11 protein-coding genes are annotated in these 12,134 nt (G+C 71.6%); 9 read left to right on the forward strand and 2 right to left on the reverse strand.

The genetic code is table 11. The features are described from left to right. The first annotated feature begins 2 nt into the window (after nt 1–2). Entirely contained in the window at nt 3–1,235 is a 1,233-nt protein-coding gene (locus B9P64_RS01900; protein WP_085314596.1) for an esterase-like activity of phytase family protein, read from the forward strand. 18 nt (nt 1,236–1,253) lie between these two features. Here the strand turns inward: B9P64_RS01900 and B9P64_RS01905 are convergent, their stop codons facing one another. Then, the gene (locus tag B9P64_RS01905; protein ID WP_139826145.1) at nt 1,254–1,733 is read right to left on the reverse strand and encodes a PRC-barrel domain-containing protein; all 480 of its coding nucleotides are present in this window, start codon (nt 1,731–1,733) and stop codon (nt 1,254–1,256) included. Nucleotides 1,734–2,466: 733 nt separating this feature from the next. Between B9P64_RS01905 and B9P64_RS01910 the strand changes: the two genes are divergently transcribed. Together B9P64_RS01910 and B9P64_RS01915 are read left to right on the forward strand one after the other, a co-directional pair. After that, nucleotides 2,467–3,159: a cysteine hydrolase family protein gene (locus B9P64_RS01910; protein ID WP_085314598.1), complete on the forward strand. Its 693-nt coding sequence runs from the start codon at nt 2,467–2,469 to the stop codon at nt 3,157–3,159. A gap of 26 nt (nt 3,160–3,185) precedes the next feature. Continuing rightward, entirely contained in the window at nt 3,186–4,784 is a 1,599-nt protein-coding gene (locus B9P64_RS01915; RefSeq protein ID WP_085314599.1) for a regulator, read from the forward strand. A gap of 93 nt (nt 4,785–4,877) precedes the next feature. Here the strand turns inward: B9P64_RS01915 and B9P64_RS01920 are convergent, their stop codons facing one another. Further along, on the reverse strand, nt 4,878–5,222 hold the full coding sequence (locus B9P64_RS01920) for a hypothetical protein (protein ID WP_085314600.1): 345 nt from the start codon (nt 5,220–5,222) through the stop codon (nt 4,878–4,880). Between the two features lie 149 nt (nt 5,223–5,371). On the opposite strand from B9P64_RS01920, the gene fldA reads away from it, so the two are divergent. The 6 genes from fldA to B9P64_RS01950 all read left to right on the forward strand — a co-directional run bounded on the left by fldA (nt 5,372) and on the right by B9P64_RS01950 (nt 12,063). After that, a complete protein-coding gene (gene fldA, locus B9P64_RS01925; protein ID WP_085314601.1) occupies nt 5,372–5,854 on the forward strand; it encodes a flavodoxin FldA in 483 nt (160 codons plus the stop codon). A 127-nt stretch (nt 5,855–5,981) separates the two neighbouring features. Further along, entirely contained in the window at nt 5,982–8,162 is a 2,181-nt protein-coding gene (locus B9P64_RS01930) for a TonB-dependent hemoglobin/transferrin/lactoferrin family receptor (protein WP_085314602.1), read from the forward strand. A gap of 20 nt (nt 8,163–8,182) precedes the next feature. Beyond that, nucleotides 8,183–9,262: a hemin-degrading factor gene (locus B9P64_RS01935; protein WP_085314603.1), complete on the forward strand. Its 1,080-nt coding sequence runs from the start codon at nt 8,183–8,185 to the stop codon at nt 9,260–9,262. Then, nucleotides 9,250–10,206: a heme/hemin ABC transporter substrate-binding protein gene (locus tag B9P64_RS01940; RefSeq protein ID WP_235839873.1), complete on the forward strand. Its 957-nt coding sequence runs from the start codon at nt 9,250–9,252 to the stop codon at nt 10,204–10,206. The genes B9P64_RS01935 and B9P64_RS01940 overlap by 13 nt, the downstream gene beginning before the upstream one ends. 25 nt (nt 10,207–10,231) lie before the next feature. Beyond that, nucleotides 10,232–11,287 carry a FecCD family ABC transporter permease gene (locus B9P64_RS01945; protein ID WP_085315067.1) on the forward strand — a complete coding sequence of 352 codons (1,056 nt, stop codon included), beginning with the start codon at nt 10,232–10,234 and terminating at the stop codon, nt 11,285–11,287. Next, nucleotides 11,284–12,063, forward strand: coding sequence for an ATP-binding cassette domain-containing protein (locus B9P64_RS01950; RefSeq protein WP_085314604.1), 780 nt, complete (start codon nt 11,284–11,286; stop codon nt 12,061–12,063). Before B9P64_RS01945 ends, B9P64_RS01950 begins: the two co-directional genes overlap by 4 nt. Nucleotides 12,064–12,134: the final 71 nt, after the last annotated feature.

Here is a 12,134-nt window from a genome sequence, read left to right on the forward strand (position 1 = left end):
CCGTGACCGCGCCGCACCCTGCCCCGTCGGCCGCGCCCGTCACGCCCGTCACGCCCGTCACGCCGCCCGCGCCCGCGCCGCGCCGCTGGCTCGCCGCGCTCGGCCTGCTCGCCAGCCTGGCGCTCGGCGCCTGCGCGCCGCCGGCGCCCGAGGCCGATCCGCGCAATGCCGCCGCCGCGCCCGCCGCCCGGCCGCAGCTGCGCTTTCTGGGCGAATTCAGGCTGCCCGCGATCAAGGTCGACGGCATGCCGGTCGGCGGCCTGTCCGGCATCGACTACGACGCGGCGCGCGACCGCTGGCTGCTCATCAGCGACGACCGCAGCCAGCGCGCGCCGGCGCGCTTCTTCACCGCCCGCATCGACTGGAACGAGGCGCTCGGCCTCGATGTGCAGGTGGACAGCGCCACCGTGCTGCGCCGGCCCGACGGCCAGCCGTTCTCGCGCGGTGCCATCGACCCGGAAAGCCTGCGCCTGATGCCGGACGGCAGCGGCGTCATCGTCGCCAGCGAGGGCCTGCGCCTGCGCACGCCGCGCCGCGCCTTCATCCAGCCGTTTCTGCGCGAATTCGCGCTCGACGGCCGGCACCGGCGCGAATTCATCCTGCCGCCCAATTTCGAGGCGCGGCCCGATCGCGGTCCGCGCTCCAATTCGGTCTTCGAGGGCACGGCCATCACGCCCGACGGCCGCTGGCTCTGGGCCGCGCTCGAAAGCCCGCTGCTCGACGACGACGAAGTGCCCGACGCCGAGCGCGGCGCCTGGCTGCGCTTCACCCGCTTCGACCTGAAGACCGGCCAGCCCGCGAGCCAGTCGGTCTATCCGCTGTCGCGGCTGCCGGCCAGGCCCTGGTTCGGCATCGGCGGCGGCGAGATGTTTCCTGACGTCGGCGTGAGCGAGATCGCCGCGCTCGACGACGAGCGGTTGCTGGTGCTGGAGCGCAGCTTCGTGTTCGGCCACGGCTTCGTCAGCCGGCTGTTCGTCGCCGATCTGGCCGGCAGCACCGACACGCTGGCCATCGACAGCCTCGCCGGCGCGAGCTTCGTGCCCGCCACCAAGCGATTGCTGATCGACCTGTCCAGCCTGCCGGTGGCGCGCGAGAACCTCGAAGGTCTGGCCATCGGCCCGCGACTGCGGCATGCCGACGGCAGCCCGGGCGGGCGGCTGGTGGTGCTGGTGGCCGACGACAACTTTCTGCCGCTGCTGCTCAACCAGTTCCTCGCCTTCGAGCTGCTCGACTGACGCCGCCAGCCGCCGGCGTCAGATCAGCGGCGTGAGCGGCTTGCCGCCCGCCACCACCGATTCGTCGGCATCGACGATGGCGGTCGTGCCGCCGAGCGTCGCCGAGCGGTCGGGCAGCGTGCCGCTGCGGCCCGGGCCGGCGTTGTAGAAGCGGTCGACCTCGCCAGCCCAGGTGCTGTCGGCCATCGACGGCCAATGGTCCTTGTCGAAGCCCGGCGCGTCCTTCAGCCGCTCCTTGTCCGCGTCGAGGCGGAAACACTTGGCCGAGGTGTCGAGCGTCAGCGCCGACCAGGGCACGGCGAACAGCTTTTCGCCGATGGTCAGAAAGCCGCCGAACGACAGCACCGCATAGGCGATGCGGCCGCCCGGCACGTCGAGCATGATTTCCTTGATGTCGCCGAGCTTCTCGTCGGTCGGGCTGTACACGTCGTTGCCGAGCAGGGTGTCGGCGCCCATCAGGCGCGGGCCGGGGCCTTCGGCCAGTTCGCCCGCATACATGCCGAGGCGGTCGCGCGTCAGATAGTTGTTCGGGGTGATGCTGTCCATGTCGGTCTCCTTGCCGTGTTGAAGGGAAAACCGCCTTGCCACCGCCGACCGCACGGGCCGGCTTGCGATGTGCAAGGCGTGATCCGACTGTGCGACGCGGGCGCCGTCGGGTCGGTCAGGCAGATGCGGGGCTGCATGACGGTGCGCCGGAAGCCTTGGGTAGGCGCGGGCCGACAGTGCGCTGCCCGTTTGCGGTGCAGCCACGGCGAATCCCTTATGGCTCAAGCACTTGGCGGCTTTCTCAAGCGGTTATCCACACCCTTGGGCACATTTTCTGTGGGTAATTCCCGAATCCGGCGCCGGCCGGCACCGCACGACGAGCGCCGCCACAAATTCGCCCGTCGGGCAGCAATCGCTTTGCAATCAATGACTTGAGTCGGTTCTCACAAGCTTGTTCACAGCCCTGCGCACATTTCCTGTGGACAGCTGGAGCGGTGGATTCTGTGGATAACTCGCGCAGTCATCCACATTTGCAGGTCAAACGGGCGCGCTGGGCGTTTTCGCGCCGCCGCGCCGCTTTGCCTTGCCGATCAAGGGCTTGCGACGACTGTCCGCGCGCTTCCCACGGCTTGCCCACAGCTCTCCCCACAGTTTCTGTGGACAGTTTCGGTGCATGGCCAACGCCGGACCGGATGGGCTTGCTTCTTGCGCTCAAGCTTGCATACAAGTTCGTCGGGAGCCGCCCATGCCGCGCATCGAAGTCCCCGCAGTCCCCGAGCCGATCGCGCTCGATACCGCCCGCACCGCCGTCGTCATCATCGACATGCAGCGCGATTTCCTCGAACCCGGCGGCTTTGGCGCCAGCCTGGGCAACGACGTGTCGCTGCTGCGCAAGGCGGTCGCGCCCTGCCGCGCGCTGCTGGCGGCGGCCCGCGCCGCCGGACTGCTGGTCATCCACACCCGCGAAGGTCACCGGCCCGACCTGAGCGACGCGCCGCCGGCCAAGATCGCGCGCGGCGCGCCGAGCCTGCGCATCGGCGATCTCGGGCCGATGGGCCGCATCCTGGTGCGCGGCGAGGTCGGCCACGACATCGTCGACGAGCTCTATCCCGAGGGCGACGAGCCGGTCATCGACAAGCCCGGCAAGGGCGCGTTCTGGGCCACCGACCTGCATTCCATCCTGGTCAACCGCTACATCGAGAACCTGATCGTCTGCGGCGTGACCACCGAGGTCTGCGTGCACACCACCGTGCGCGAGGCCAACGACCGTGGCTTTCGCTGCCTGGTGCCGGGCGATTGCTGCGCCTCCTACATCCCCGAATTCCATGAAACGGGCCTGCGCATGATCGCGGCCCAGGGCGGCATCTTTGGCTGGGTGACGGACAGCGCCGCCCTCATCGCAGCACTCGATTCGGCCCCGCTGCGCGCGGCCGCCTGAAGCACCCAACCTCGGGGAGTCCCGCCATGCAGACCAACACCCTTTCCGGCTTCAAGCCCCGACTCTGGGTTCCGGGCGACTGGAACGCCTTCTTCGGCTTCGGCACCAACATCCTGGTGAACATGCTGGTCCTCACCGGGCTGCTGCGCTTCGTCCTGAAGATGCCCGACGAAGTCGTCTTTGGCCGCATCCTGCCCGCCGTGGGCCTGATGATGGCGCTGAGCACCGGCTACTACGCCTGGCTCGCCTACAAGCTGGCGCAGCGCACCGGCCGCACCGATGTCTGCGCCCTGCCCTCGGGCATCAGCGTGCCGCACATGTTCGTGGTGGTGTTCGTGATCATGCTGCCCATCGCGCTCAAGACCGGCGACCCGATCCGTGGCTGGGAGGCCGGGCTGACCTGGGTCTTCGTGCAGAGCTTCGTGCTGATGGCGGGCGGCTTCGTCGCGCCGATCATCCGCCGCATCACACCGCGCGCGGCGCTGCTGGGCACGCTGGCCGGCGTGTCGGTGGCCTTCATCAGCGTGCGGCCGGCGCTGGAGATGTTCATGACGCCGGCCATCGGCGTGGTGTGCTTCGCGATCATCGTGGCCAGCTGGTTTGGCGGCGTGCGCTGGTTCAAGGGCGTGCCGGCCGGACTGGTCGCCATCGTGGTCGGCAGCGCGATTGCCTGGGGCAGCACGCTCACCGGCCATGCCATCGGCGGCATGAGTCTGGCCAAGCTGGGCGCGGCGGTGTCGAGCTTCGGCTTCTCGGTGCCGCTGCCGGCGGTCGGGCATGTGTTCTCGGGCTTCGAGTTCCTCGGCGTCATCCTGGTCACGGCGATTCCGTTCGGCATCTACGACCTCGTGGAAGCGATGGACAACGTCGAGAGCGCGGCGGTCGGCGGCGACAGCTACCCGACCACCCGCGTGCTGACGGCCGATGGCGTCATCAGCCTGATCGGCTGCCTGATGGGCAACCCGTTCATCAACGCGGTCTACATCGGCCATCCGGGCTGGAAGTCGATGGGCGGGCGCATCGGCTATTCGGCGGCGGTCGGCGCGATGGTCATCGTGCTGAGCTGGTTTGGCGTGATCGCGCTGCTGATGGCGCTGATCCCGGTCGTCGCCATCTCGCCGATCCTGCTCTACATCGGCATGCTGATCGGCGCGCAGGCGTTCCAGGAATCGCCGCGGCTGCATGCGCCGGCCATCGTGCTGGCGCTGGTGCCGCATCTGGCGGCCTGGGGCAAGTTGCAGATCGACAATGCGCTCGGCGCGGCCGGCACCAGCGCGGCGGCGGTCGGGCTCGACAAGCTCGGGCAGGTCGGCGTGCTCTACGAAGGGCTGGCGGTGCTGGGCGGCGGCGCGATCCTGGGCGGGCTGGTGCTGGGCGCCATCGCCAGCTTCATCATCGACCGCAAGTGGAATCAGGCGGCGGCGTTTGCCGGCGCGGGCGCGCTGCTGACGTTCTTCGGCTTCATGCACGGCGAGGCCATCGGCATCGGCGAATCGCCGGCGGTGGCCGTGGCCTATCTGGGCGTCGGCGTGGTGCTGCTGCTGGCCGGGCGGATGGGGGCGCCGGCGCCGGCCAGCGCGCCCGCGAGCGAGCTGGGCGGGCTGCACGACACGGCCGGCGCCTGAAGAGCCATCACCGGAAGGAAAAAGTCCGCGCCGACAACCATCGGCGCGGACAAGTGCCGGCGGCGCACGCGCGTCGCCAACAGGAGAAATCGGTCAGACGATGGCCAGCTCGGCGCGGCGGCGGAAGCCTTGCGCCTGCTGCATGTCGGCCGGGCTGAGCGCCATCCGGTCGAGCAGCGCGAGCTGTTCGGGCAGGTTGCGCATGCAGCGGTTGCGCCAGTGCAGCGGCAACTCGCGGTCGGTGGCGGTGTCGAGCAGCACCTGCGCCGTGACCACCGCCGCTTCCCACGGATCGATGCGGCTGCGCTGCGCCAGAAAGCCACCCACCTGCACGAACTGCTCGACCATCTCGGGATGCTCGGGATGCAGCGCGCAGCGCACGCGCATGGCGACAAAGCTCCATTTCTGGCGCGGGCTGAGATGGCAGAAGTAGCTCACGGTGGACCTCGGAATCGTCTGTAGATGCGAATGATTATCAATTCATAGCCATAACAGCACAAGTGCGATTACATTGTTATTGAGATCAATTCTCATCCAGATAACCGAGGGGCGCGATCCGCCGCCCCGCCTTCAATCAGGAAAGACGCATGAGCGTGACCATCGTTTACGGCTCGGACGGCGGCTGTACCAAGAAGCTCGCCAACAAGATCGCCAGCAAGACCAACGGCAAGGCCATCGACATCAAGAAGGCGCAGGCCACCGATTTCGAGAACGCCTCGCTGCTCATCCTGGGCTGCCCGACCTATGGCGACGGCGATCTCCAGACCGACTGGCAGGACCACATCGGCACGCTCGAAGAGGCCGATCTCGACGGCCGCAAGGTCGCGCTGTTCGGCACCGGCGACCAGATGAACTACCCCGATTCCTTCGTCGACGCGATCGGCATCCTCTACGACCTGGTCACGGAAAAAGGCGCCAAGGTGGTCGGCTTCACCGACACCAAAGGCTATGACTTCACCGGCTCGGCGGCGCTGCGCGATGGCCGGTTCGTCGGCCTCGCGCTCGACGAGGACAACCAGGCCGGCAAGTCGGAAAAGCGCATCGCCGAGTGGCTCGCGCAAATTCGCTGAACGATTTCCGCCCGGTTGCAGATGAGAGTAATTCGCAACTAAGATCCAGACGACGGGAAGCTTCCCGATCCGCATTGCACCCGCCAGCCCAGTCGCCAGCCGTGCCTCACCGCTCACTGACCCGACCATGCTGGCCTCGACCACCCGTCTTGCCCTGTCGCTCGCCCTGATCGGCGGCGCGACCTCCGCCTCGGCGCAAACCGCCGCCGCGCCCGTCACGCGCGAGGTGCGCGTGCAGCCCGTCACCGTCAGCGCCACCCGCACCGAGCGCGATCCCGACAGCGTGCCGGCCACCGTCACCGTCCACGATGCGGACGCCATCGAGCGTTCCGGCGCGCGCGACCTGAAAGACCTGTTCGCGGGCGAGATCGACGTGGAGCTGCGCGCCCAGGCCCGCCGCTTCACCGCCGCAAGCTCGGGCGTGGGGCGCGGCGGCAACGAAGCCATCAACATTCGCGGGTTGGAAGGCAACCAGGTGCTGATGCTGGTCGACGGCATCCGCGTGCCCTCGGCGTTTTCCTTCGGCCCCTTCGTGACGGGCCGGGGCGACTACTTCGACATCGACAGCCTGGCCCGCGTGGAAGTGCTGCGCGGCCCGGCCTCGACGCAATACGGCAGCGACGGGCTGGCCGGCGCGGTCAGCCTCGTCACCCTCGGGCCCGACGACGTGCTCAAGCCCGGCCGCGCGGTCGCCAGCTTCGTGCGCAGCGGCTATGCCAGCGTGGACCGGTCGTGGAACAGCAGCGCCGCCGTCGCCGGCCAGTCGGACGGCGTCAAGGCGCTGCTGCTGTACACGCGCCGCGACGGCCACGAGCTGCGCAACCAGGGCGACAACCACGCCGCCGACGCCACCCGCACCGCGCCCAATCCGCTCGACAGCGGCAGCGACAACCTGCTCGGCAAGCTGGTCTGGCAGGCCAGCGCCGAACACGAGCTTGGCCTGACCGCCGAATGGCTCGACCGCCGCGTCACCAGCGAGGTGCTGTCGGGCCGCGCCGCCACCGTCACCGCCAGCACCAGCGTGATCGACCTCGACGCCGACGACCGCCTGCGCCGCCGGCGCGTCTCGCTCCAGCACCGCTACACGCCGGTCTCGGCGGGGCTGTTCTCGGGCTGGACCACCCAGCTCTACGCGCAGGACGCCGAGCTGCGCCAGTACACCGCCGAGGACCGCGCCAGCGCCGCCGACCGCACGCGCGACAACCTCTACAAGGAGAAGATCGTCGGCCTCGGCACCCAGGCCGGGCAGCGCTTCGCGCCGTGGGAGCAGCGGCTGAGCTGGGGCCTGGACCTGAGCCGCGCCACCATCACCGGCCTGCGCGGCGGCACGGTGGCGCCGGCCGGCGAGAGCTTTCCGTCGAAGCCGTTTCCCGATACCGACACCACGCTGGCCGGCGCCTTCGTGCAGGACGAATTGCAGCTCGGCCCGGTCGGCGTCTTCACGGGCCTGCGCTTCGACCATTACAAGCTCGCGCCCTCGGCCAGCGGCTACACCGGCCGCGCGAGCACGCTGTCCGACCGGGCGCTGACGCCCCGGCTGGGCGCGGTGTGGAACCTGGACGAGCGCCTCGCGCCCTATGCGCAATGGGCGCTCGGCTTCAAGGCGCCGCAGGCCGATCAGGTGAACAACGGCTTTGCCAACCCGGCCCAGGGCTATCGCTCGATCGCCAATCCCGACCTGAAGCCCGAGCACGCCAACAGCATCGAGCTGGGCCTGCGCGGCCGGCTCGACACGCTGCGCTGGCAGCTCGCCGGCTTCGACAACCGCTATCGCGACTTCATCAGCCAGCAGCGCGTGAGCGGCGCCGGCACGGTCGCCGATCCGACCGTGTTCCAGTACATCAACCTTGCCAAGGTGCGCATCCGTGGCGCCGAGGCGCGCGCCGAATGGCGGCCGCTGCGCCAGCTCACCGTCGACGGCGGCATTGCCGGCGCCCACGGCGACAGCGAGATCGGCGCGGCCACCACGCCGCTCGACAGCGTGGCGCCGCTGCGCGCGGTGCTCGGCGCCAGCTGGGACGCGGGCGCATGGTCGGCCCGCCTGCGCTGGCGCCATGCCAACGCCAAGCACGCCGACCGCGTGGCCGACGCCACGCAATACCTCAGCCGCGCCTCCGACGTGCTCGACCTGGGCGCCAGCTGGCGCATCACGCCCGCGCTGCGGCTGCTGGCCAACATCGACAACGTCGCCGACGCCCGCTACTGGCGCTGGAACGACGTGCGCGGCCAGCTCGCGACCAGCAGCGTCATCGACGCCTACACCGCGCCCGGCCGCAGCTTCCAGCTCGCGCTGCGCGCCGATTTCTGACCCACCGCACCGGAGCCGCCATGGCCGACCTTCATCACGACCTGCGTCTTGCCTTCGCCGAAGGCCGCGCCGCCGGCGCGCGTCACCGCGACATCGCCGCGCGCCTCGGCGTGCCCGAGGGCGAGCTGATCGCGGCCCACGCCGGGCTGTTCGGCGCCGAGGAATCGCCGCTCAAGGCCACCCGGCTGCGCCCGCCCTGGGACACGCTGCTCGGCGCGCTCGAACCGCTCGGCGAGCTGCTCGCGCTGACGCGCAACCCGGCCTGCGTGCACGAGAAGACCGGCGTGTATCGCGGCCTCGGCGGCGCGGGCCCGGTCGGCCTGGTGCTGGGCGGCGCCATCGACCTGCGGCTGTTCTGGCGCGAATGGGCGCACGGCTTCGCGGTGGATGAAACGCTCGCCGACGGCCGCCATCAGCGCAGCCTCCAGTTCTTCGACGCCGGCGGCGAGGCGGTGCACAAGGTCTTCACCACGCCCGCGACCGACCTTGAGGAGTACTGCGCCCTGGTCGCGCGCTTCATGGACCCGAGGCTGTTCCACGGCATCGACTGCATCGGCCGGCCGGCGCCCGACGCGCCGCTGGCCGACGAGGACATCGACGTGACCGGCCTGCGCGACGCCTGGCTCGCGATGACCGACACGCACGAATTCTTCGGCCTGCTGCGCCGCTTCAAGGTGACGCGCGTGCAGGGCCTGCGGCTGGCCGGCCGCGCGCTCGCGCACCGCATCGACGGCGGCGCGGCGCGCGCGCTGCTCACCGGCGCGGCGGCCAGCGGCGTGCCGGTCATGGTGTTCGTCGGCAACCCCGGCTGCATCCAGATCCACACCGGCCCGGTGCGGCGCGTGGAGGCGCTCGGTCCCTGGCTCAACGTGCTCGACGACGGCTTCAACCTGCATCTGCGCGAGGACCACATCGACAGCGCCTGGGTCGTGCGCAAGCCCACGGCCGACGGCATCGTGACCTCGCTCGAAGTCTTCGACGCCGGCGGCCTCAACCTCGCCATGTTCTTCGGTGAGCGCAAGCCCGGCCAGCCCGAGCGGGCCGACTGGCGCGCGCTGGTCGCCGGCCTCGAAGCGGAGCCGCAGCCGTGCGCCCGGTGACGCGCCGGCACTGGCTGGGCCAGGGCGCGCTGCTGGCCGGCGCCGGCTGGCTGCCGCGCATGGCGCGCGCCGCGGCGCTGCCGGCGGCCATCGCGGCGCTGCTCACCGACGTGATGGCCGCCGCCACGCTCGGCGAAGTCCGGCCGGCACGCAGCACGCGGCGCATCGTGAGCGTGGGCGGCGCGCTGACCGAAACGCTCTACGCGCTCGGCGCCGAAAGCGAGCTGGTCGGCGTGGACAGCACCTCGCTGCATCCGGCGGCCGCGCGCGCCCTGCCCAACGTGGGCTATGCGCGCACGCTGTCGGCCGAGGGGCTGCTGGCGCTCGCGCCCACCCTCGTCGTCGCCACCGAGGACGCCGGGCCGCCGGCCGTGCTGCGCCAGCTCGAAGCCGCGCGCGTGCCGCTGGAAGTGCTCGATTCCAGTCACCGCTACGAGGGCCTGCTGGCGCGCGTGCGCCGGCTCGGCGAGATCACCGACCGCCGCGACGAGGCCACGCGCCTGATCGACCGGCTGACGCAGGAATGGCGCGCTGCGCAGGCGCTGGTGCGCAACCAGCCCGGGCCGGCGCCGCGCGTGCTGTTCATCCTGTCCCATGTGCCCGGGCAGGCGCGCGTGGCCGGACGCGGCACCGCCGCCGACGCGATGCTCGGCTATGCCGGCGCCAGCAACGTGATGGCCGCCTTCGACGGCTACAAGCCGCTCACGCCCGAAGCCGCGATCGCCGCCGCGCCCGAGGTGCTGCTGGTCACCACGCAAGGCCTCGACGCGGCCGGCGGCATCGACGGCCTGCTGGCGCTGCCCGGCCTGGCGCAGACGCCGGCCGGCCGCGCGCGCCGCGTGGTGGCCTTCGATGCGCTGGCGCTGCTCGGCTTCGGTCCGCGCATGCCGGCGCTGCTCGGCGAGCTGGCCGTGGCGCTGCGCCGGCGCGCCGCCACCGCATGAACATCGCGCCACGCGGCGGGCCGGCATGAGCGTGGCTTTGCCCGGCGCCGCCCCGGCCCGCGCGCGCCTGCCGGTGGCCGCCCTGCTCGCGCTGCTGCTGATCGCGGCCGCCGTGCTCGCCGCCAACGTGGGCGCGGTGCCGGTGCGGCCGGCCGACTGGCTCGCGCCCTTCGGCGATGCGCCGCTCGGAGGCAGCGCCCATGTGCTGTGGCATCTGCGGCTGCCGCGCATCGCGACGGCCACCGTCGTGGGCGCCAGCCTCGGCCTGGCCGGCATGCTGGCCCAGGGCCTGTTCCGCAATCCCATGGCCGATCCGGGCCTGCTCGGCGTCACCAGCGGCGCGGCCAGCGCGGTGGCGCTGGCGCTGACCTTCTTCGCGGCGGTGCAGGCGCCGTTGCCGCCGGCGTTGCGCATGTGGGTGCTGCCGGTGGCGGGCTTCGCGGGCGCGCTGGCGGTGTGCTTCGGGCTCGACCGGCTGGCGCGCTGGCTGGCGCCGGGCTCGATCGCGGCGCTGCTGCTCACGGGTCTCGCCATCAACGCGGCGGCCATGGCCGTCGTGGGCCTGTGCAGCTTCTTCGCCACCGACGAGCAGCTGCGCAGCATCAGCTTCTGGACCCTCGGCTCGCTGGCCGGCGCCAGCTGGGCGGTGTCCGGCGTGCTGGCCGTCGCGCTCGGCGCCACCGCGCTGGCCGGACGCCAGCTGGCCGCCGGGCTCAATGCGCTCGCGCTCGGCGAGTCGGTGGCGGCGCATGTCGGCATCGACGTGCCCCGGCTGCGCAACCGCGTGGTGATTGCGCTGGCGCTGGTCAGCGCGCTCGCGGTGGCGTGGTGCGGCGCGATCGGCTTCATCGGGCTGATGGCGCCGCACATCGCGCGGCTGGCGGGCGGCGCCGACCAGCATCGCGTGCTGCGGCTGGCGCCGCCGATCGGCGCGCTGCTGCTGCTGGTGGCCGACACGGTTGCGCGCACCGTCGCCATCCCGGCCGAGATTCCGGTCGGCATCTTCACCGCGCTGATCGGCGCGCCGTTCTTTCTGCTGTTGCTGCGCGGCATCGCGCGGCGCGACGGCGGCGTGGCGTGAACGCGCCGCTGCTCGACCTGCACGGCGCGCGGCTGCGGCTGGGCGGGCGCGACTTCGGGCCCTTCGATGTGGCCGCGCGGCCGGGCGAACGCATTGCCATCCTCGGCCCGAGCGGCGCGGGCAAGTCGACGCTGCTGCGGCTGGCCGCCGGCGATCTTGCCGCGCGCGACGGCGGCGTGCGGTTGGCGGGCCGGCCGGTGCGCGACTGGACGCCGGCCGCGCTGAGCCGCCGCCGCGCGGTGCTGCCGCAGGCCGGCACGGTGGCCTTCGGGCTGGAGGTGGAACTGGTCGTCGGGCTGGGCCGCGTGGCGCGCGGCACGGCGCCGGTCACAGCCGACATCGTTCGGCAGGCGCTCGCGCTGGCTTCGGCCGGGCATCTGGCCGGGCGCCGCTTCGACCGGCTTTCAGGCGGCGAGCAGGCGCGCGTGCATCTGGCGCGGGTGTTCGCGCAGTTGTGGGACGAGGAGTCGGCGCTGCTGCTGGCCGATGAGCCGCTGGCCGCGCTCGACCCCGGGCTGCAACTCGAACTGCTGGCTGCGCTCGACGGTTTCACGCGCCAGCGCGGTCATGCGCTGGTGGCGGTGCTGCACGACATCAATCAGGCGCTCGCGGGTTTCGATCGGCTCTGGCTGGTCAGCGCCGGCCGGCTGCTGGCCGACACGCCGGCCACGTCTGACGCGTTGCCGCTGCTTGAGGCGCTGTACGGCATCGGGCTCGATCGGGTGGATCGCGCCGACGGGCGTTGCGCGGTGTTGCCGCGCCGGCTGAGCGGCTAGGTGCCGGCCTTGCGGTTGGCGGCGCAGGCGGTGCGGCGTGCTTCGCGTTGCATTGCGCCGCACCGCCAGCG

The organism is Derxia lacustris, from assembly GCF_002105195.1.
GTDB classification, from domain to species: Bacteria; Pseudomonadota; Gammaproteobacteria; order Burkholderiales; family Burkholderiaceae_E; genus Derxia; species Derxia lacustris.